This window comes from Fusibacter fontis (assembly GCF_055378735.1).
In genome coordinates, this window is sequence record NZ_AP042445.1 from 1,368,618 (window position 1) to 1,389,760 (window position 21,143).

At 35.5% G+C, this 21,143-nt stretch carries 20 protein-coding genes and 1 riboswitch; of the genes, 4 read left to right on the plus strand and 16 right to left on the minus strand.

Annotation, left to right across the window (positions count from 1 at the left end):
• Complete coding sequence (locus ACZ41W_RS06155) at positions 1 to 1,263, minus strand: MFS transporter (RefSeq protein WP_464314010.1); 1,263 nt, start codon at positions 1,261 to 1,263, stop codon at positions 1 to 3.
• A 145-nt stretch (positions 1,264 to 1,408) separates the two neighbouring features.
• Between ACZ41W_RS06155 and ACZ41W_RS06160 the strand changes: the two genes are divergently transcribed.
• Positions 1,409 to 1,909: a GAF domain-containing protein gene (locus tag ACZ41W_RS06160; protein WP_464314011.1), complete on the plus strand. Its 501-nt coding sequence runs from the start codon at positions 1,409 to 1,411 to the stop codon at positions 1,907 to 1,909.
• A 17-nt stretch (positions 1,910 to 1,926) separates the two neighbouring features.
• Here ACZ41W_RS06160 and ACZ41W_RS06165 read toward each other — a convergent pair whose 3' ends face one another.
• The 14 genes from ACZ41W_RS06165 to ACZ41W_RS06230 all read right to left on the minus strand — a co-directional run bounded on the left by ACZ41W_RS06165 (position 1,927) and on the right by ACZ41W_RS06230 (position 16,548).
• Positions 1,927 to 2,436: a Gx transporter family protein gene (locus tag ACZ41W_RS06165; protein ID WP_464314012.1), complete on the minus strand. Its 510-nt coding sequence runs from the start codon at positions 2,434 to 2,436 to the stop codon at positions 1,927 to 1,929.
• 9 nt (positions 2,437 to 2,445) lie between these two features.
• Positions 2,446 to 2,847, minus strand: coding sequence for a NusG domain II-containing protein (locus ACZ41W_RS06170; RefSeq protein WP_464314013.1), 402 nt, complete (start codon positions 2,845 to 2,847; stop codon positions 2,446 to 2,448).
• Between the two features lie 99 nt (positions 2,848 to 2,946).
• Positions 2,947 to 4,659, minus strand: coding sequence for a proline--tRNA ligase (locus ACZ41W_RS06175; RefSeq protein WP_464314014.1), 1,713 nt, complete (start codon positions 4,657 to 4,659; stop codon positions 2,947 to 2,949).
• Between the two features lie 56 nt (positions 4,660 to 4,715).
• Positions 4,716 to 5,597: an SMR family transporter gene (locus ACZ41W_RS06180; protein ID WP_464314015.1), complete on the minus strand. Its 882-nt coding sequence runs from the start codon at positions 5,595 to 5,597 to the stop codon at positions 4,716 to 4,718.
• A gap of 149 nt (positions 5,598 to 5,746) precedes the next feature.
• A complete protein-coding gene (locus tag ACZ41W_RS06185) occupies positions 5,747 to 7,207 on the minus strand; it encodes a cobyrinate a,c-diamide synthase (protein ID WP_464314016.1) in 1,461 nt (486 codons plus the stop codon).
• Positions 7,208 to 7,339: 132 nt separating this feature from the next.
• Positions 7,340 to 8,062, minus strand: coding sequence for an adenosylcobinamide-GDP ribazoletransferase (cobS, locus tag ACZ41W_RS06190; RefSeq protein ID WP_464314017.1), 723 nt, complete (start codon positions 8,060 to 8,062; stop codon positions 7,340 to 7,342).
• A complete protein-coding gene (cobU, locus tag ACZ41W_RS06195) occupies positions 8,059 to 8,631 on the minus strand; it encodes a bifunctional adenosylcobinamide kinase/adenosylcobinamide-phosphate guanylyltransferase (protein ID WP_464314018.1) in 573 nt (190 codons plus the stop codon). Before cobU ends, cobS begins: the two co-directional genes overlap by 4 nt.
• Positions 8,632 to 8,640: 9 nt before the next feature.
• Positions 8,641 to 9,402, minus strand: a complete 762-nt coding sequence (locus ACZ41W_RS06200) for an ABC transporter ATP-binding protein (RefSeq protein WP_464314019.1) — start codon at positions 9,400 to 9,402, stop codon at positions 8,641 to 8,643.
• Between the two features lie 10 nt (positions 9,403 to 9,412).
• Positions 9,413 to 10,447, minus strand: a complete 1,035-nt coding sequence (locus ACZ41W_RS06205) for a FecCD family ABC transporter permease (RefSeq protein WP_464314020.1) — start codon at positions 10,445 to 10,447, stop codon at positions 9,413 to 9,415.
• An 8-nt stretch (positions 10,448 to 10,455) separates the two neighbouring features.
• A complete protein-coding gene (locus tag ACZ41W_RS06210; protein WP_464314021.1) occupies positions 10,456 to 11,697 on the minus strand; it encodes a helical backbone metal receptor in 1,242 nt (413 codons plus the stop codon).
• Between the two features lie 64 nt (positions 11,698 to 11,761).
• A complete protein-coding gene (locus tag ACZ41W_RS06215; protein ID WP_464314022.1) occupies positions 11,762 to 12,862 on the minus strand; it encodes a pyridoxal phosphate-dependent aminotransferase in 1,101 nt (366 codons plus the stop codon).
• A gap of 176 nt (positions 12,863 to 13,038) precedes the next feature.
• Positions 13,039 to 14,019 (minus strand): adenosylcobinamide-phosphate synthase CbiB, encoded by a 981-nt coding sequence (gene cbiB / locus ACZ41W_RS06220; protein WP_464314023.1) that lies wholly within the window; start codon positions 14,017 to 14,019, stop codon positions 13,039 to 13,041.
• A 4-nt stretch (positions 14,020 to 14,023) separates the two neighbouring features.
• Positions 14,024 to 15,526: a cobyric acid synthase gene (locus ACZ41W_RS06225; protein ID WP_464314024.1), complete on the minus strand. Its 1,503-nt coding sequence runs from the start codon at positions 15,524 to 15,526 to the stop codon at positions 14,024 to 14,026.
• 293 nt (positions 15,527 to 15,819) lie between these two features.
• A riboswitch (cobalamin riboswitch) is annotated at positions 15,820 to 15,995 on the minus strand.
• A 91-nt stretch (positions 15,996 to 16,086) separates the two neighbouring features.
• Complete coding sequence (locus ACZ41W_RS06230; RefSeq protein ID WP_464314025.1) at positions 16,087 to 16,548, minus strand: peroxiredoxin; 462 nt, start codon at positions 16,546 to 16,548, stop codon at positions 16,087 to 16,089.
• Between the two features lie 455 nt (positions 16,549 to 17,003).
• Here ACZ41W_RS06230 and istA point away from each other — a divergent pair, with 455 nt between their 5' ends.
• From istA to ACZ41W_RS06245, 3 genes are all read left to right on the plus strand, one after another.
• On the plus strand, positions 17,004 to 18,551 hold the full coding sequence (istA, locus tag ACZ41W_RS06235; RefSeq protein WP_464311844.1) for an IS21 family transposase: 1,548 nt from the start codon (positions 17,004 to 17,006) through the stop codon (positions 18,549 to 18,551).
• Positions 18,541 to 19,317 carry an IS21-like element helper ATPase IstB gene (gene istB, locus ACZ41W_RS06240; protein ID WP_464311843.1) on the plus strand — a complete coding sequence of 259 codons (777 nt, stop codon included), beginning with the start codon at positions 18,541 to 18,543 and terminating at the stop codon, positions 19,315 to 19,317. The genes istA and istB overlap by 11 nt, the downstream gene beginning before the upstream one ends.
• 205 nt (positions 19,318 to 19,522) lie before the next feature.
• Entirely contained in the window at positions 19,523 to 20,017 is a 495-nt protein-coding gene (locus ACZ41W_RS06245) for an ACT domain-containing protein (RefSeq protein ID WP_464314026.1), read from the plus strand.
• 162 nt (positions 20,018 to 20,179) lie between these two features.
• Here the strand turns inward: ACZ41W_RS06245 and ACZ41W_RS06250 are convergent, their stop codons facing one another.
• Positions 20,180 to 21,136 (minus strand): phosphotransferase family protein, encoded by a 957-nt coding sequence (locus ACZ41W_RS06250; protein WP_464314027.1) that lies wholly within the window; start codon positions 21,134 to 21,136, stop codon positions 20,180 to 20,182.
• Positions 21,137 to 21,143 lie beyond the last annotated feature (7 nt).

Genomic DNA, 21,143 nt, shown 5'->3' on the forward strand with positions numbered 1-21,143 from the left:
CTATGTCGTTTTTTGATCCACCTGACGAAAAATTCTATAAAGTACATACGTACCAATGAGATAACAGACAATCGTAAAGTAGTAAGGGGTATTATAGGTAAAGGTCGACATCAAAATCCCCCCCACAAAAATACCCAACGCTCTAAATAAATGATTCATCAAAGAGACAAAACTACTCATATACGTACGATCTCTGTCCTCAACAATCTCCATTGCAAGACTGCTAATAACAGGTCCTGCCATATTCATAAGAGAAGATCTAAAGAAAAATGATATCGTAATAATAATAATTCCTTGTGGAAATGAAATCGATATTAAAAATGGAATTGAAAGAAGCTGACATAGCATGACCGTATTCACTCTACCAAGTTTTTTGGCTAAAGGCGGAACAATGAGTCCTCCAAGAACCGTTCCAAATTGACTAATCGACATGATGGTTCCTACTACGCCATCGCTCGTTTGAAGGCTATACTTTAAATACATGCTAAAGAAAGGAACTATCATCCCCGCTCCGAATCCTATGAGCGATACCTGGATCAAGTAGTAGGCAATTTTTCCGCTTAATAACCTTTTATATCCTTTCAACAACTGAGAAAAATTATCTTTAATTGAAGGCGACTCCTCGCCGTTTAAATTATTTATATCCCGAGGTGTTTTTTCATCTTCAAAAGCAAGTGCAATGATGACACCTATAAAAAGGAGAGATGTTGCAAAATTTAAAACCACTTGATTGGCAAATACCATCGTGGACTGTGCTGTAAGCCACTGCGAAACATGACCTAAAATAAAACTTCCAATAACAAACGCTGCATTTTGTAGGACAAAGGCCATGCTAAAAGCCGTTACGCGATGTTCATCCGGCGTACTATCATAAATGATCGGCGCTTGTAAAATCATTATCGTCGAATTCCCAATCCCGAATATAAATGAGAAAATTTGCATGACAATAGGGATGTGAACATTTAGCACGATTAAATTTGTCATCGCCATGATAAAAAGCCCCAAAATCAGCGTATGCTTCCGATTCAATCGATCCGCCAATAGCGCCACCGGAACTGCTCCAATCGCAACACCTAACGTATTGATAGATAAAATACTTCCAACAAAAGCTTCGTCGAATCCTAAGTTTTTTAAGTAGATTCCGAAAAGCATATTGTAAGCTGAACTGACAATCGTTGCGAAAAATATAATCCCAAAATAGAGTTTCACATTCTTCGAGATATTTTTAAAAAAGTCTATGTAGACCGATAACGCTGCTCTCATTTTTATCACCCTAAAATATTATAGCATATATTTCGAAAGACGAAATATATTTTTCGCCGTTCGAAATGTTATATTTTTTTTACAATAATTTCGTTGTTGTGATTGAACAAATACGCTATACTAAAGAAAATATTAGGAGGTAATTATGGCTTGTATGTATCCAGCACCCAGTACTGCTCCTGAAGTACTCTATCCTTACATTCGAAAAGAACTTGAAAAATTATTTGAAAATGAAACCAATTGGATCGCTAACGCAGCCAATACAGCAGCTACACTTGGTTTTTTAATGCCACAGCTCAACTGGGCTGGGTTCTATTTAAAACAAGGTAATGAGCTCGTATTAGGACCTTTTTGGGGAAGACCTGCAGTTACACGTATTACCATTGGTAATGGCGTTTGTGGCGATAGCGCAAAAGCAAGGAAGAGTATTCTTGTTCCTGATGTTCATCAGTATCCAGGGCATATCGCTTGTGATTTGTTTTCAAACAGCGAAATTGTTGTTCCCATTATAAAAGAGGGTGTTTTACTCGGCGTACTTGATATTGATAGCCCTGAAATCGACCGATTTAAAGAAGTAGATCGTATTGAACTCGAAAAAATCGTCGAATTCATTTTAACGTATATCGATTTTCCAAATACCCTTTAACAAAAAAGCTATTTGAGTCATTTTACACGACTCAAATAGCTTATTAATATTTTTGAAACCGCACCCACAAAAAAACCAGTTGGTATAGCTGCGATAAGAAGTATTGGCAAATAACTAAATATCAGTTGATTTTCTATGATGAGTGAAGCGATGACTAATTGTCCGACATTGTGAAACACTGCGCCAACAATACTCACACCTATGATGCTGACATCTAGTTTAAACAGTTTTTTTGTCATTATCATCATCATCAAACTTAACAGCCCCCCAGCTAAACTATAAAGCAAGCTCGACAGTGACCCAAAGGTCACGGCCATAAGCAAAACTTTTAAGATCACAACTGAAAGCGCTCCTGAAAAAGGCAAAATGTAGATGGCGGTTACTGTGACAATATTGGCAAGTCCCAACTTAGCGCCTGGCGCAATAAAGGGTACCGGTAGTAGTGATTCTATAAACGACAACACAAGCCCCTGAGCCACTAAAACCGCAATATATATCATATATTTAGTCTTTTGATTTTGATTCATTATAAACCTCTAATTTGCTATATCGTCTAGCTCAGACGTTGAATTTGTATTGCTATCAGGATTCGTTCCATTTGAATAAATTTCGATGGAAAATTGATGTGGTAAACAAACGATGGTTTCACCTACGCGAGAAATTTCACCCGTTTTAACGCAGATTTGATCTTTACAGTTTGATTCAACTATACTGACTTTACCAGCGTGAATTTTCACGATATTAGTATTACCATTTTCTTCAAACGTGTAAGATTCTTCTGTTTCATCGGTTAATTCAAATGAAGCCACAACTTTTCCCTCATATCGGATCATCACAACTTTATCGGCAGCATCATTTTGAATCCATTTTTGGTAAACAAAACCCAATAGGCCGATGACTAAAATGATTCCAATGAGTATTTTATCTATTTTCTTCATATAAACCCTCGCCTATAAAACCTTTTTCTATATGACCCATACCTATATGATTCATACATATACGACCCATACTTAAAAAATTCACAGCGCTTTCTATCACTAACATGACCCGTTTTCCCTCAGCCATTTATACATTTCATTCTTTGTCATATCACGCTTAATGAGATCGCTTCTTTTGGACACTTCTACCACATCTTCACTGATACGTTTACCCACCGTAATTCTAAATGGAATCCCAATTAGATCTGCATCTGCAAACTTCACACCAGCACGTTCATCTCGATCGTCAATAAGAACTTCAACGCCTTGATTGATCAGCGTATTGTAAATTTCAAATCCCGCTTCATATTGTTGCTCATTTTTTACATTGACAATCGTAATAAGCACTTGATAAGGCGCAACCGACAGTGGCCATTTAATACCATGTTCATCCTGATATTGATCCACAATAGCAGACACACATCTTGAAATTCCGATTCCATAAGAACCCATCATAAAATGTTTTGCTTTTCCATCGCAGTCTAAAAATGTCGCATTGAGCGCTTTTGAATACTTATCTCCCAGCTGAAATATATTCCCCACTTCAGTACCGTGATCAAGTAAAAGTGCATGTCCACACGACGGGCAGAAATCACCCGCTTCGACACTCAATAAATCATCTGAAATGATGAAATTCTCTTGGTTAAGCTGCACATTTTCAATATGATAGTCCTGTTCATTTGCACCACAAATAGGATTGGCAATTTCAAATATTCTTCGGTCTGCAATCAGTTCCACATTCGAACTCAGTCCAATAGGACCTGCAAACCCATGTACCGATCCAGCTAAATTCTTGATTTCATCAATCTCTAACATCAATAAATCGTCTTCATTTTCACCTATAACTTTCGCAAGTTTAGTCAAATTGAGACTTCTATGTCCTGGGATACATGCTGCTATCACTCTAGATTGATCTTCTTTTTTTAGCAACAACGTCTTGATAAAGCGATCACCATCACAGTTCAAAAACTCCTTTAAGTCATCAATCGTCTTGATATCTGGGGTGTAAATGCGTTTTTCAGATAAAATGGATTCTTCTTTCGGTAAAATTTGATAACGTGAAGCGGCAACTTCTTCCGTAGCAGCATAATCACAATGATGACAATACGCAATTAGACTTTCACCTGTTGGTGTAATTGCGATATACTCATGAGAGATATTTCCGCCCATGTTTCCCGAATCACCTTGTACGACTTTATAATGAAGTGCCATCTTATCAAATGCGCGATTGTAGGCATGCGCCATTGTTTCATATGAACGATTTAGACCATTCATGTCACAATCAAATGTATAGGCATCTTTCATAATAAACTCTCTCGCTCTGACTAGCCCAAATCTTGGACGCCTTTCATCTCGATATTTCGTTTGAATTTGATAGAGATTAAGTGGCAATTGCTTATAGGACTTAAGCTCGTTTTGAATCATATAGGTGAAATATTCTTCGTGTGTAGGCCCAAGACAAAATTCGCGTTGATTTCGATCTTTTAATTTAAACATTTCAGGTCCAAAATTTTCCAAGCGATGGCTTGCTTCCCATATTTCTCGTGGTTGAATCGCACTCATCAAGACTTCTTGAGAACCATGTGCATCCATCTCGTCTCTGACGATACCCTCGATTTTTTTTAGGACTCTGAAACCCATCGGTAAAAAGGCATACACACCTGAAACCAGCTTGCGTATCATGCCTGCTCTCAGCAATAACTGTGCACTTGCAATATCTGCATCATTTGGATTCTCTCTTAATGTCGGCATATATAAATTGGACATTTTCATCGCATCACCCTATCTAATGAACAAGTAGTCGAGCTACACTCATTATCCTTTCTCATCTATAAATTCATAAAAACTAAACTCACTGCAGTTAACAGAATCGCTGTCATGTCTTTTTTTAGCAATTTTTCTTTATAAAATAGCACACTCAAAACAGTAATCATCAATATAGTTCCCGCACTAAAAACTGGAAACACAATAGAAGCCGGTAGTGATTCCAAAGCATCGATTAAAAAATACGAAGCAAATAAATTAGGAATTCCGACTAAAATCCCGACAATCCACGAAGCACGTCTTTTCAAGGCTGGCTCTTTTCTTAAACCATTCATTCCGATGCTTAAAATTAAGGCTGTCAAAAAAACACATAACAAGAAAATGGGTTTATACGACAAGTCTGTTGTCATTTGAAAGACTTTATTTAAAAAATCACCAATACCACCCGTGACAAATAAAAGCATCAGGAGTAAAATTTTAGATCCATGTTTCACATTTGAGTGAAGTTCATGACCTCGACTTGTTCCAGATGAATTTGCCACGACAATAGCACCTAGTGCAATGAAAATTCCAATGGACTGTACATAAGAAGGATATTCTTGCCAAACAAAAATGGAAACAAGCATGGGAATTAATATTCCCAATTTTGCAAACATCCCTGATAAGCTCGCACCATTTTGCTTAATACTCATCTGATAAAAGATAAAACTCAGTAAAAAAAAGATTCCCGTCCCCATTCCTATAAGCAATGACTTGATAAAATTCCAATCATTGAGATCGACTTTCGTAAAAAGTTGCTGCTCCGCAATAAAATAAACCGCGATAAGTGACGCTATTACATAATTTGAAATCGTCAAAACCTTTTGATCCAGAGATTTAATCGCCGCATACTTAAACAACAGCGCAATCGACGCACTACAAAAAATTGCTAATATTAAATAGATCATGATCCCATCCTTATAAAAACTCATTCAATACTATAAAAATCACTCTGTATTTAAAAAATCACTCTGTATTATAAAAATCCACTCATTATTATTAAAACTCACTTTATGTGTGGATGTTTCTAAAACGCGTCTCAATTACTATTTTAACACTATTTGCTTAAAAAAAACTGAATAAGCGCCTCTAACATTTTTAGCTCACTATAAAAATGAAAGTGAACATACGTAGCAAAAACCCGATTTTTCACATATCCACATTTCCAACTCTTCTGATTCTTATTCACAGTTAAAAGCGTTTGTTGAGGACACTCCAAAACGAGTGAATGGTGAAACTCATGACCACGATAGGTTATTGATGTTTCTTTTTCATGTACTCCTGAATCGTTATTCCGATTTAGTAACGTATATGGATCAATGGTCGCTTCCACATGACCAAACCTTTGAAGTTTTTCTGTCATGGTTGAAATGCCCCCTAAAATTCCCGTCATGAAGCATTGATTCCCTGACAAATCCACAATTTTATCAGTCAAATACATCAATCCACCACATTCTGCATAAATAGGTTTCCCTTGTTTCGCAAAAGATTGAATCGATTGAATGACCAGACTATTTGCTTCGAGTTCTTTTGAAAAGACCTCTGGATAACCACCGCCTAAATAGAGCGCATCACACTCCTCCGGTACTTTAGAATCTTTTAGTGGCGAAAATGGAATCAGCTCGACACCTAATTCGCGAAGTGTTTCCAGATTTTCATCATAATAAAATGAAAATGCCTGATCTTTTGCAATGCCAAGTCTGAGTCCGCCAGATTGTTCTATCAAGTCTTTACAATTGTTCAGTGTCTGTTTGATTTTTTCATTACGGTATAATTCTTCGCTATTTTCCCCAACTCGTTCTGACTCGATGCAAATGCTCTCACTTACATCAAATGGACGATTTGAAAATTTTGCCAAAATCTCATCTACCTGAACTGTTGCCTCAACCAATTCTTTCATCTTGACTATTTTGGATTCAATCGCTTGATCTTCACTGGCCTGAACAAGTCCTAAATGTCGACTTTCTAATTGTATCTCATCTGCTGGCATTAAATAGCCAAAGCATTTTACAGGTGTATGTGTTTCAACGCATGATTTCAGTAAATCATAGTGCATTTTCGAGCGAATTTTATTAAAAATAACCCCTTTTATTGCCGTAGGTTGATGAAAAGTGACAAGGCCATTTATGATCGCTGCGGATGTTAACGCCATGCTACTCGCATCCATAATTAGCAGCACGCCTTCATTTATAGCATTTGCAAGGTGAGCCGTACTTCCCAATATGCTATCCGCACTATGACCATCAAAATAGCCCATAACGCCTTCAACAATGCTGATATCCTTATCTTCTGATCTTTTTTGATACAGATACCGCAGCGTAGAGTCTTCAATCATCCATGACGGCAAATTATAAGAACAGTCATCAATTGCCATCCGATGAAACATCGGATCAATATAGTCTGGACCTGCTTTAAATGCCCCCACCTTAAGGCCTCGATCTTTGAGCGAACGCATTAGTCCAATTGTTAATGTCGTTTTACCCGAACCACTTGAAACACCAGCTATCACAATTCCCATTTAAAACTCCTTATAAAAAACTATACACATTTATCTTATGAACAACTATTTATTTTCAGATCTAATATGACTTTTCACTTTCAACTCTAATACAGCATTACATTTTCATCATATTACAACTTTACCTACATGTTAAATAAGAATCACGGCACTCATCAAAAAAATCATCTGACAAAACTCAACTGTAAAACCGATTGTATCCCCTGTTTGACCCTCGATAACTCTATAAATAGCAACATTTAGACCAATACTTGCGACAATTGAAACTGCGTATGCTAACAGACCTGTTACTCCAAGTAAACCAAAGACGATCGCTGCACCTACTATACATATGAAAATTGCATGAATCGGCTTAATATTCTCGATAAACAAATAGCCCATTCCATGATCAACACGGGCATAACGACTAAAACCTGCAGTGAAGTAGCCTGCAATTTTTCCTACCAACGGCATCAGCAGCAACCACTGCCAAGTTAACTCGCCTGCGCAAGTATAAAACACTAAGAAATACAGTATCAAACCGATTACACCAAAGCTTCCGATGTGTGAATCTTTCATAATTTCTAAAACGCGATCTTTGTTTCGATTGCTAAATAATCCATCACAACTATCAGCCAATCCGTCTAAATGAATGCCTCCTGAAATAAATATATATATAAATATCATTAAAAGAGCTCGCATAGAGGACTGCAAATCTAAAACCAATGCTGGTAAAGCCAAAAAAGCCCCAATAACCAACCCAACAAGGGGAAACGTTACGAGGCTACGTTTATATAAGTCATCAGAATACTCAATGTGTCTTCCGATTGGAATTCGCGTGAAAAAAGAAATCATCAGTAAAAAAGCACGAATCATACTTGGCCTCCCTTTAATTTTAAAGGCTGACCCACTATGACAAAAGTGACTTCGTCTGCAAAATTTGCGACTTTTTGATTGATTCTACCAGAAATATCTCTAAAATAATTGCCTAAAAGGTACGAAGGTACAAGTCCCATGCCAACCTCATTTGACACGATAATAAGCTCTTTGTCGTTTGATCGCATCACGTGAAGCAATGTTTCAACTTCATTCCAAATACGCATTTCAACTTGTTCAAGAGCATCTGGCGATATTTGATCATAATCCACCTCTTGATCAAACATTAAATTGCTCATCATGATAGTCAAGCAATCCAATAAAAAGACTTGTGAAGTCCGAAATGCCTCATGATGAACTAAATCGTCAAAGTGCTCATACTGTTCAATGGTTGGCCAGTGTGAAGGTCGACTTTCTCTATGTTTTTCAATTCGACGCTGCATGTTTTGATCTGTCACAAGTGCAGTTGCAATATATGTAACAGTTTGATTTGACTCTACAGCACACTTTTCAGCGTAAGTGGATTTTCCACTTCTAGCTCCGCCAACGATTAAGTGAATCTTTCCCATTTGTCCCCCTTAAATAACAGGAATTATCATTGGATGAGGTAGATTGCTTACCTCAACATCAATATCATACACTGCCTTGATATTCTCTATTGTAATCACCTGTTCTGGTGTTCCCGACGTAAATATTTTACCATCTTTCATCATGATAATCACATCCGAAAATCGGCTTGCCAAATTAATATCATGTAACGTTGTAAGGACAGTAATGTCTTTTTCTTGATTGAGTTGTTTGCATAATTTCATAATTTCAACTTGATATTTAATATCAAGATGAGAAATCGGTTCATCTAACAATAAGATGTCTGGTTGCTGAGTTAAAGCTCTGGCAATCATCACACGTTGTCTTTCGCCACCGCTAATACCATGTAGACTTTTTTCTCTCAAATGATAGGTCTCAGTTTGCTCCATGGCATGATTGGCTATTTGGTAGTCCTCTGCAGATTCTGATTGAAATTTATTGAGATATGGATATCGACCCATGAGGACAACTTCTCCAACATTAAAATCAAACTCACTCATAGCACCTTGGTGAACAACAGCCATTTTTTTTGCGAGATGTTTTGATTTATAATGATCTAATTTTGTATGATCCACTTCAATCACACCAGAATCTGGTTTTAATATTTTACAGAGATTTTTCAACAGTGTCGTTTTCCCAGATCCATTCGGTCCAATAATACTGACAAAACTTCCCTTCTTCACTTTAAATTCCAATTGCTTTAAAATAGGTTCTTGACCATATTTAAAATCCAAATGTTCAACCTGTATCATCATTTCACTCCTATCCATTTAAGCGCTTCTTATACTTTTGAAGCAATATTAAGAAGAATGGTCCACCAATTATTGAGGTTATAATCCCTACTGGGATTTCCATATTAGGTATGATGCTTCGTGCCAAAGTGTCACAGGCCAACATAAATAATCCACCGCCAATAAATGAAACTGGTAATAAGATGCGATGATCTGAACCAAAAATCATTCTAAAAAAGTGTGGAACAATTAAACCTACAAATCCAATAATACCACTCACAGATACTGAAAATGCCGCTAAGAAAGAAGAAACAACTAATACCGTCTTTTTGATTTTTTCGACATTTACGCCAATATTTTTAGCATCATCTTCACTCAGCATCAACGTATTGAGCTCTCTTGACAAACTCATTAGATACCCCACGCCAATAATGGTTGGGATGACAATCAATTTGACATGTTCCCAAGAAGCGGCATTAAAACTTCCCATTGTCCAAATAATGACTTTATCGATTTCATCGTGATGCATAATCATGATAAAAGATACGATGGATGACAGTAAGGCATTCATGACAATTCCAGCCAATAAAATACCGGTTGTTGAAACTTTACCCCCTACACGTGCTAAACTATAAACTATTAGCATCGTCACCATTGCACCTGCAAAAGCCATCACAGAAATCATTCCCATGCCCAGAAGATTGACTCCGATTCCAAAAATAATCCCTAAAGTAGCTCCAAATGAGGCTCCAGCGGAAACCCCCATTACATACGGATCCGCCATCGGATTTTTGAAAATTGCTTGAAACGCAGCGCCAATAATGGATAACAATCCACCAACTAAAACAGCGACGATAATTCGCGGTAATCGAACATTATTGACTATGAATACATGCGACGCCTTAATTTCATCTGCAGAATCTGAAGAAAAAATTATTTTTAAAACGTTAGAAACAGGGATCTTTACAGACCCCTGTGTCACAGCATACATAGCAAATAAAATCAATACACTAACGAGTATGATTATTTTTATGAAGTTGTATTTTCTTTTACTTGCGTAATCCATCTACTCTCCTAAAATCTCAATTGTTTCGCATATTCAGGATATAATTTTTCAATAATACTCTTCATGCTATAGTCAATCGTTCTTGGTCCCGGGATTGAGAAAACACTTGTATCTACTTCTATCATTTTACCATTTTTTAGAGCAGAAAGGCTCGAATAATTTGAACTTGCTTTCATATCGTTAAAACTATAATCGCCGCCAATTAAATATTCTGGATTTTTTTCAATCAATTTTTCAAGTGTATAGCTCCAACCATTCACATCTGATGCAACATTGATACAACCTGCATCCACTAAAATTTCATTAATAAAAGTTTGATTTCCTGCTGTGTACTCACTTTTACCAGTTCCAACTACATAATACACTCTCTTTTTGCTTGCAGTAGGAATTGTTTTTGCAATATTTGTAATTCGCTCTTCTTTGCTTTTTAAAGAAGAAACAACCGCACGTGATTCATACATTTTATCAGTTAACAAACCTAATTGTTCAATAAGAGTATAGATTTCTTTGATTTTTGCTGGTGATGTTTGAGTAAGCGTTTCGATTTTTGCCTTTTCAAGCGTTTTCATGACATCTTCATTCATATGTGTTGCAGCGATTACTGTATCTGGCTCTAAATCTAAAATAGCTTCTAAATCTGGTTCATACAATGTCCCGATTGATTTAACTTTGCTTGTTTCAGCTGGATACGTACAGTATTTCGTTCTACCTACAACCAAGTCACCTGCGCCAATAGCGAATAAAATTTCTGTTATTGATGGTGCCAATGAAACGATTTTTTTTGAAGGCTTAGTAAATGTATACGTATTGCCACTATCTGTTATTTTAATCGGAAATTTGATATCCGTATTTTTAGTTGTCGTTATTTGTTTTTTTGCTGAATCAAATCCAACTTTATAGTTTAACGTCTCAAATATAAATTTCATTGGTACATAAGTTTCAGTTCCTTTAAAATAAGGAGTTGCATCTAATGTCACCACAATATCATTTACTTTGATTTCATTTGAGTTCTTTTTCATGACAAATTTCACATCACTGTTTGAAATCGTGATGCTATCACCTGAAATTTTAGTCTTAAGACCATATTCTTTCAACGACGAAGTCGCGATATAAGTACGATCGTACTTTGTTTCAGTCAACGCTTGAGTTGCCTTATTATTAAATCGAATCGTTGTAGCAAATGTCAATGGTAAAGATGTCATCATAAGCATCATCACCAATAACAAAATCCCTATTTTTTTAGTTTTCATAAGTTCCTCCATCTTTAATTTTGTTCATACATGATTGATAGCATTTCGCAAGAATGAACTATCGCTAAAATTGTTCTGTTTCAAGGCTTATAATTGCCTCTATTAATTGTTTACTGGAAACTCTATCTTTTACAGCAATCCTAAAATACGACTCATCCAGCCCTATAAAATCTAGACAGGTTCTTAAGTAAAAGCCTTTTTGAATAAGCGCTTCATGCCATTTTGTAGGTTGCTTATTCGACAAATGAATTAAGATAAAATTTGCTGTAGCTTGATAAACTGTGATATCCTTTAAACCACTCAACTGGTTCATTAAGTAGTATTTTTCCTTTTCGCACCACGCTTGTAATTTTTTCAAATGCATTTTATTATTTAAAAAATACGGGATGCTTTCAAGTGCAAATCGGTTGACTGCCCAAGGATCTCTCAGTTTAGCTATTGGGTCGACTGCATTTTTATCGCCAAATACATAGCCAATTCTCAATCCTGGAACGCTAAACGTCTTCGTCATCGATCGTATAACCAAAACATTATAACGCTTCATCAATCGATTCATACTCTCGTGATGAACTTCCTGATTTGTAAACTCTATAAAGGACTCATCTATAACAAGCGTGAATGACGCTGTGTTAACATTTTTCAGTATCTCTTCAAAAAAATCACTGTTGAAAAATGTACCTGTAGGATTGTTGGGATTACATACATATAGAGCATCACACTCATACTGATTAATCGTTCGAGCAACATCTTTTGGATCCGCTTCAAAGAATCCAAAATCCTCAGCATGCGTCTCTTGCAGACTCTCATTTAATCCATGTCGATTCAAATGATACGAAATCATCTCAGATCCTGATTGCATTAAAGCACGTCTATATTCTGTAAACGTCGGTTCCATGATCATTGCTCGTTTAAACCGATACGCACGGGCAATCAAATAAATTAAATCTGTTGCGCCATTCCCTAGTACAATATTTTCACTTGGCCAATTAAGATAATTAGAAACAGCATCTCTTGCAGTTTCTCCATCAATTTCCGGATAATCGTATAGTTTGCAAATTGTTTGAGTCAACAATGCTTGATACGAAGAATCAAACGGTATTTGAGGGATATTTACACTAAAATCATTTATTCCATTTTTTTTATATTGCCCACCATGAAAATTCACATTACGCCTCACTGATATCCTTTGTGTCATCTACCTAGTTGTTACACTTTATATAGTTGTTACATCTTATATAGCCATTACATCTTATAAAATCATTAAGTCTTATGAACGACTACGATTCAATTGTATTAATTAAATGAATCCATCTAACTATTAACCATGCTAAAAGCAAAAGGTTAAAAGCTAAAGGCTAAAAATAAGATTGACATACTTATGCAAAACAACACAACTTCTGAAACAAACATAATTCGAATCGTTTGGGTGATATGTTTTGCGTTCATAACATGTATAGAATCGCCAATAGTTGGTTTTACTACAATGGATCCAAAATAACTATTTGTTCCACCTAACTGAATTCCTAAAAGTCCAGCAACGGCTGATTCAGGGTGTCCAGAATTAGGGCTTTTGTGATGATATTTGTCTCTATGATACACATTAAATCCTCGAACGAAGTCATTGCCACATAGGAATCCTGAGATCAAAATAATATAAGAACCGATACGTGCGGGAATCCAATTAAATACATCATCGGTTTTAGCTGAAAAGAATCCAATTTCCTTATACGGCTCTTGAACATATCCTACCATTGAATCTAATGTATTGATTGATTTATAAAACATCGCAAAAAGTGAAGCATATCCAAAAATACCACCGATAATCATGTAAAAAAGAGGTGCTAAAACGCCATCAATGGTATTTTCTGCAATTGTTTCTATTACACCTCGAGTGATTTCATTTTCTTCTAATTGCTCCGTATCTCTACCGACCAAATAGGATAACTGCTTCCTAGCAACTTCAATTTTACCTGCTTGTAAACTTTGTCTTACTTTAATGCCTTCAATTGATAAACAGCGTGCAGCGACACAGGTATATAACAAATATATTTCTATGAATCTAAAAAAAGTCGGATGAATGATTGCTTTCATCAAAAATATTGGAAGAGCGACAGAAGTCAAGGTTCCAATCATTAATATGAATCCTCCGAGATAAAGATTTTTCACATATCTTCGAACGATTTTTTCGATTTTAGCAATCATCCATCCTATGAACCTAATTGGATGCGGCCAATTAGGAGGATCACCTAGCAATGCGTCTAACAATAATGCAATTGCAATATTGATAAAACTATAAATAAGCATGTTTTCAAAATTATCCACGGATTCACTCTCTTGATTCGTTTAATATTTTAAGTAGTAATTCACAATTCAAATGCTCTTCGACAGTTTGTGCCAATCGATTATATTCTTGGTCTTTAAACACCTCGTAGTCGAGTCCGTTATTACATTCTTCGATACCTTTTTTCTTTCTTAACGCATTTAATAATAAGGTTCGAAAATCATCATTTTCAAAAATACCATGAAAATATGTTCCAAGAACAAGTCCATCACTTGAAATCGCACCATCGAATTCAGAACAATCCGTTTTCATAAATGGCTGAACTTGATGATTCAAATACTCTGTTTCTCCCATATGAATTTCATAGCCTTTTAGTTCCATTTGTTTCATCTCTATGTCTAAAAACGGATTCATCGTCACTCCAGACGCCTGTCGTGTTGTTTTGGTGAGTGCCATCTTTGTGCTTACATCTAAGAGTCCTAATCCATTCATTTTTTGTTCCGAAGACTCTACATGATAAATATCCTCAATTGATTTGCCTAACATCTGATAGCCGCCACATATGCCAATAACAGGCACATTATGTCGATGCGCATTATAAATTGCTTGACTGAATCCAGATGTGATCAAAAATTTCAAATCGTTCATTGTATTTTTAGTTCCAGGGAGAATCACGGCATCACAATTTTTCAATTGATCAGGTGTCATCACATATTCTAAACTTACATCACTTTCCAAATCAAACGGTACAAAATCAGTAAAATTTGACATATAAGGCAATTTAACTACACCAATTTTGATTTGCTTATCCGATTGATAATTTAAGCGTTCTGAAACACTATCCTCATCATCAATTTTTAAATTTGAAATAAAGGGAAGCACACCTAAACACGGGCGATCAATTAATTTTTCAAGCATTTCAACACCGGGCATTAATAAATCGACATGTCCACGAAACTTATTAATAATAAAGCCTTTGACTCTCTTTCTTTCAGCTTCTGAGAACAACATAAATGTCCCATAAAGTGATGCAAATACCCCGCCTTTATCGACATCTCCAATCAATATAACGTCTGTATCAATGATTTCAGCCAATCCCATATTGACAATATCACGACTTCTCAAATTGATTTCAGCAGGGGAACCAGCGCCTTCAATCACAATGACTTCATACTGAGACGACAAGGTATTAAACGCCTTCTGGATATGTGGAATTAAGTATTCTTTTGACGAAAAATATTGGCTTGATTCCATATTTTGAAAGATTTCACCATTAAGGATTACCTGACTACCCATTTCATTTGTAGGTTTTAATAAAATCGGATTCATTTCAACTAATGGCTTAATTCGTGCGGCTTCAGCTTGAACAACTTGAGCTCTTCCCATCTCTTTACCATCATCGGTAATAAAAGAATTTAACGACATGTTCTGAGATTTGAATGGCGCAACCGAAAAGCCTCTATTATTTAAAATTCTACAAACAGCAGCTACTGTGATACTTTTACCAACAGAAGAGCCCGTTCCTTGAAACATAATTTTTTTTGACATAATCCCTCGCATATATGAAAGAATCTTACTCACTATCAAAATTCTAAATATCCATTCAAAAATTCCGATTTCAAACCAAAAATCCGACTCCAAATTTTAATTTCCGACTTCAAACTTTAAAATCTGACGTCCATCTTTAAATTATGACTTATAATTCTAAAGTTTAACCATTAACTTTTAGACCTTTGAACTCAGTCAAATTTTATCCATCTAAATAAAAAACACACGTCGGAAACGTGTGTTGAATACAATGAATCATTGTATAAATCACCCTGCCTCCCACCGAAGCCGATAAAACATTCAAAACAAAGGCAGGTTTCCTGGCTTGTAGATCAACTTACTCATCGCGCCTTCCCAAAATTGGTGGCAATGCGAATTTCATCCCTACTTACAGTAGCGGGGGCTGCAGAGGATTTTAACCTCTTTCCCTCTTAGCTTTTAACTAAGCACCTTTATTCCTATTCAGTTAACTTAACATGTTCATTATATTATTTGAGATAGCACGTGTCAAGGATTTAGGTGAATTTCAAATATGACAAAAGATTCATTACTGCGAACTCCTATTTGATTTCAATCCCTTGTAAAAAATCTAGAATTTTTTTTGCATGCCCAGGTGCTTTAACATTTCTAAACTCATTAATCAAGAGTAAATCTTCTTTATAAATAAACGTGGATCTCTCAATGCCTTTTACAATTTTTCCATATAATTTTTTATCTTTTAATACACTAAACCACTGAATTAACAACTTATCAGGATCACTGATCAGTGTAAATGGTAAGGTATTTTTATCCTTAAATTTTTCATGAGAAGTCAGCGAATCCTTACTAATACCATAAATATGATATCCCAACATTCTAAACTCGTCATATAACTGCGCAAACTCAATTGCTTCGAGTGAACAAGCTGATGTAAGATCTTTGGGATAAAAATAAAGGATAAACTTCTGAGATTTCAATAATTCCAAATCAACAATTTTACCATTCGTCGCTTTTAGCGAAAACTGTTCTTTGAAGTAGTTCATATAACCTCCTAAATAATCTAAATTTTCACACCTAAGAATAAAACCGATTTATCCCTCGCTCCTATTCAAATATCAATGTATTCTATAATCATCTTAAGTAAAATTAATAAAATTCCCTATAAAAAACCACTTAATACAAATACCGAACTATAAAGCTAGAATAATTGCCTACCTAAGCAATTGTGAATACGCATAGTAAATTTTTTTATTAAATAAACGTCACACTTATTAAATCGTTTGATTAGGTCTTTATTATCAATTATAATGTAAAAAAGATTATAAACAAATGATGATTGAATAATCCGCACTAAATTGATCCACCTGTCCGATATAATTGAGCCATCATTCCGTTTTAGATTGAGCCACCATTCCGTTGTGTGAGCCATTTGAAATAAAACCTTTATACTGTAATCATACATCCAAAAGATGTAAATACATGTAAAGGAGGTCATTTAATGACCGATTATAATGAAATTCTGAGACTTAAAAGTCTTGGGTTTAGTGAGCGAAATATTGCGCTCAGCTGTTCTTGTTCGCGCAACACAGTCGCAAAAATAGTTAAAAAAGCGACCGAATTAGGTGTCCAGTGGACAAAGAGTAACACAAGAACCAACCATGAGTGGCAAACATTACTTTTCCCTGCTCAGAAAGAGCCTCATGGCAAGCGCCAACCCAACTATGCGTACATCCGAGGCGAACTGCTTAAAAACGGTGTAAGCAAGAAGTTGCTTTGGGCTGAGTACATGGAAGAATGCAGACTTAGCGGTGAAACACCACTCATGTACTCTCAGTTTTGTCGTTACCTTCAAGAGGATGAACAAAAGCGTCGTGCAACTATGCATATTAGTCGAAAACCTGGAGAACAAGTCGAGGTAGATTGGGCTGGTGATCCAGCCAAAATAATTGATCCCGATACCGGCGAAGTCATAGATGCATATCTTTTTGTTAGTGTCATGACTTATAGTCAATACGCGTATGTTGAAGCCTTCATCAATGAAAAGCAACGTGCTTGGATAACGGCCCATGTTCATATGTACAACTACTTTGGTGGTGTTACTAAGATTCTAGTTCCAGATAATTGCAAAACAGCGGTAGTTCACACCAAAGATTGGTACACGCCAAAACTCAATGCCACGTATCATGAAATGGCTGAACATTATGGTACTGCAATCATTCCAGCAAGGGTTAGAAAACCGAAAGACAAAGCAAATGTCGAGGGTACCGTTGGTAACATTTCTACTTGGATTACAGCTGCTTTAAGAAATGAACAGTTCTTCACTTTAGTGGAACTCAATGCTGCGATTAAAGAAAAACTTGAGATTTTTAACTCAAAGGATTTCCAAAAGAAAGAAGGCAGCAGGTGGAGTCTCTTCCACTACGAAGAGTTGCCTTTCCTAAGCCCACTACCCACTACCTCTTACGAACTGGCAGACTGGAAACAAGCCACCGTTCAGTTTAATTATCACATATCTTTGGATGGAATGCTATATTCCGTTCCGTATGAGTATATCAAACGTAAAGTAGATGTGCGGGTAACAGATAGAGTCATCGAAATCTTTTACAATCATAACCGTATTGCCTCCCACAAGCGACTTTATGGACGCAAGGGTCAATACAGTACCATCTTGGAGCATATGCCTCTAGATCATCAAAAGTATCTTGAATGGAATGGCGATCGCTTTAGAAAATGGGCCGAACAAATTGGCACACATACACATAAAGTTATCAGCGCTATTCTTGCCTCCAGTCGCGTGGAGCAACAAACCTATAAAAGCTGCATGGGATTACTCAGGCTAGCCGAGAGACATTCTGAAGAAAGCCTTGAAGCAGCTTGTGAAAAAGCTTTGAGTTATACTTCGAGTCCAAGTTACAAGAGTATCAAAAATATTCTTGCCGCTAGGATACTTGATAAGCCAAAGCCTATACCTGAGCAGATCGTAAAGAACAAATTCGGTGTAACACGCGGATCTAACTACTATGGAGGTAAAAATAATGATAAATAATTCGACTATTGATAAACTTATAGAAATGCGATTAACCGCAATGGCAGATGCTTATCGTCAACAAATTACCGATCCTCAAATGAAAGATATTGATTTTGAAGATCGTATTGGAATGATGGTTGATATTGAGTACACAAGAAGGAAAAATAATCGACTGTATCGTTTGATAAAAAATGCAGAGTTTGAACAACCCGGCGCAAGTATCGTAGATATTAATTATTCCTCAGGTCGAAAAATCAACAAAGACTTGATTAAACGTCTTGCAACTTGTGAGTATATAGCTGAATTTAGAAATATATTTATAACAGGTGCGACTGGAAGTGGCAAAACATATCTTGCTAATGCTTTTGGCATGGAAGCCTGTAAACATAAGTTTAAAACACAATATGTGCGACTTCCTGACTTACTTCTTGATCTTGAACATTCAAGAAACGAAGGTACCTATAAAAAAGTAATGGCAAAATATTCTAATCCTTTGCTGCTGATTATTGATGAATGGTTGCTATTAAAACCTACAGCTACGGAAGCAAAAGACATATTTGAACTTTTGCACAGAAGAAGAAAACACTCATCTACAATCTTCTGTTCACAATACCGACACGAAGGTTGGTATGATCAACTTGGTGGAGATGATTCACCTTTAGCAGATGCAATACTAGATCGCATCGTACATGATTCATACAAGATAAACATCGAAAGTGTAGACCCTACAAAAGATTTATCCATGCGAGAAGTCTATGGTCTAGATAAACGATTAAGCGAATAACTAAAAACTCGCTGGTGGCTCAATGGTTCCGGACAAGTGGCTCACGCCACACCGGAACTGAGGCTCCACCGAATAGGAATATTCAGATGATATAGAATTATTTAACTTTGATTTCCATTAGATTAAGTCTTAATTTAAGTAAATGCTAAAATATGATCCTTCAATGATTCATGACATACTAGACGATTAGAGGCAATGAATACTTATGACAAACTCAAATGTAAATTTACAAACAACGATTAGCAATATAACCCTTCAAAAAAATATTGCGCGTATTACAATTCCAAATGTTCCAGATAAGCCCGGGATTGCTTATCAACTTTTTTCGTCCTTTGAAGATCATCAAGTTTCAATCGATATGATTGTACAGAATATCAATCATGACGGCCTTATTGATATTTCATTTACACTTCAAGATGAGGATTTTTTAAAGGTTCAGACCTTGTTGAATTCTTTCATTGAAAATGTAGGTGCATCACCTTCAGTTTTAAAACGCCACGTTTCTAAATTATCAATTGAAGGACACCGAATTTCATCTGATGTAAAAATTGCATCGACACTTTTTGGAAAACTATACGAACTCGGTATAAATATAGAAATGATCTCATCTTCTGAAACGAAAATTGCTTGTATTATAGAAGATTCACTAGCTGAACGTGTCTTATTAGAACTCAAGGATTACTATCACTTAGAATCATAATACATTAAATCTATTTCAATAAATCTATTTCAATAAACCTATCACAATTTTTTAAATCACAGTCACCGCTATTGGTAGATTGTGATTTTTATATTTGTTTTGAATTCATATCATATCTTGCGGCTAATATCTCATATCTTATATCTTATTTTTTATATCTATCTATTTCTTATCATAAAGCTTATTTAATAAATTGAAATTTTTTAACAATTTACTTAGATACTGGACATCCTTTAAAAAAGAAGAATCATTATCTAATTTCCTTCTTGTTATATCTATAATTCCTTTTCTAAAAAGGTTAAAAATCAATTCTTGATTAAACTCTTTTGTAACTTCTAATTGCGACTCATATCCTTTAAAAAAATGTGGAATTAGCTTGGGTTCATTCAGAAAATAGTTTTTATATAATCCTATAATATCTTCATACTCGTTAAACACCACACAATTATCAAAATTGAGCATACGCTTTATATGAACACTTTTATCCACTTGCAAGTTAATAAGAATATTGTGTCCATTAATATCACCATGAGTCAATCGACCCTGTTTTAATGTTCTTATATTTTCATAAAGACTTCTAGTAACATCAATAGAACGACTTAAAATATCTAGCTGTTCGATGTCTTGAAAAGAAATGCTTTCTATGGCTTTTTCAGTATCAGAAATGATATATTCCTTATATTGATGCAGTTCAAGATGACAATTGGTTTGTTTATCTACAAAATGTTCAAACGGAGTAATAGTGTGTATTTTTGCAAGATGAACTCCAATTTCATAAAAAAGCATTCTCAATTGATCTAAATCCAAATCACCCATAATGTGATCTAAATGCCAGCCTTCAATATGCTCATAAATCATCCAAGTAAGTTCTCGATCAAATTTTCCAACTTTCACAATTTTAATTGGATTGACTTCATATAGAGATGGTAAAATTCTTTGTTCCCGTAAAAAATCATTCTCGTTCAAAAAAATTTTCATCATAAACTTACGATTATTATGAGAAATCATGTAAGTTAAATAATTCTTTAAGTCATGACTTCCATAAGAAGTTAAGTCATAATCTTCAAAATTTAATTGCTCATGTATCACATTTCGAATTTCTTCTAGCAAAGGTTTCATCATACCT

Excerpts from the sequence above, each read along its gene's own strand:
- ACZ41W_RS06250 (WP_464314027.1), bottom strand. The coding sequence starts at position 21,136 with ATGAAACCTTTGCTAGAAGAAATTCGAAATGTGATACATGAGCAATTA.
- ACZ41W_RS06200 (WP_464314019.1), bottom strand. The coding sequence starts at position 9,402 with ATGATACAGGTTGAACATTTGGATTTTAAATATGGTCAAGAACCTATT.
- cobU (WP_464314018.1), bottom strand. The coding sequence starts at position 8,631 with ATGGGAAAGATTCACTTAATCGTTGGCGGAGCTAGAAGTGGAAAATCC.
- ACZ41W_RS06175 (WP_464314014.1), bottom strand. The coding sequence starts at position 4,659 with ATGAAAATGTCCAATTTATATATGCCGACATTAAGAGAGAATCCAAAT.
- istB (WP_464311843.1), top strand. The coding sequence starts at position 18,541 with ATGATAAATAATTCGACTATTGATAAACTTATAGAAATGCGATTAACC.
- ACZ41W_RS06185 (WP_464314016.1), bottom strand. The coding sequence starts at position 7,207 with ATGGGAATTGTGATAGCTGGTGTTTCAAGTGGTTCGGGTAAAACGACA.
- ACZ41W_RS06155 (WP_464314010.1), bottom strand. The coding sequence starts at position 1,263 with ATGAGAGCAGCGTTATCGGTCTACATAGACTTTTTTAAAAATATCTCG.
- ACZ41W_RS06160 (WP_464314011.1), top strand. The coding sequence starts at position 1,409 with ATGGCTTGTATGTATCCAGCACCCAGTACTGCTCCTGAAGTACTCTAT.
- istA (WP_464311844.1), top strand. The coding sequence starts at position 17,004 with ATGACCGATTATAATGAAATTCTGAGACTTAAAAGTCTTGGGTTTAGT.
- ACZ41W_RS06230 (WP_464314025.1), bottom strand. The coding sequence starts at position 16,548 with ATGAACTACTTCAAAGAACAGTTTTCGCTAAAAGCGACGAATGGTAAA.
- ACZ41W_RS06210 (WP_464314021.1), bottom strand. The coding sequence starts at position 11,697 with ATGAAAACTAAAAAAATAGGGATTTTGTTATTGGTGATGATGCTTATG.
- ACZ41W_RS06205 (WP_464314020.1), bottom strand. The coding sequence starts at position 10,447 with ATGGATTACGCAAGTAAAAGAAAATACAACTTCATAAAAATAATCATA.
- ACZ41W_RS06165 (WP_464314012.1), bottom strand. The coding sequence starts at position 2,436 with ATGAATCAAAATCAAAAGACTAAATATATGATATATATTGCGGTTTTA.
- ACZ41W_RS06180 (WP_464314015.1), bottom strand. The coding sequence starts at position 5,597 with ATGATCTATTTAATATTAGCAATTTTTTGTAGTGCGTCGATTGCGCTG.
- ACZ41W_RS06245 (WP_464314026.1), top strand. The coding sequence starts at position 19,523 with ATGACAAACTCAAATGTAAATTTACAAACAACGATTAGCAATATAACC.
- ACZ41W_RS06170 (WP_464314013.1), bottom strand. The coding sequence starts at position 2,847 with ATGAAGAAAATAGATAAAATACTCATTGGAATCATTTTAGTCATCGGC.
- ACZ41W_RS06225 (WP_464314024.1), bottom strand. The coding sequence starts at position 15,526 with ATGTCAAAAAAAATTATGTTTCAAGGAACGGGCTCTTCTGTTGGTAAA.
- cobS (WP_464314017.1), bottom strand. The coding sequence starts at position 8,062 with ATGATTCGTGCTTTTTTACTGATGATTTCTTTTTTCACGCGAATTCCA.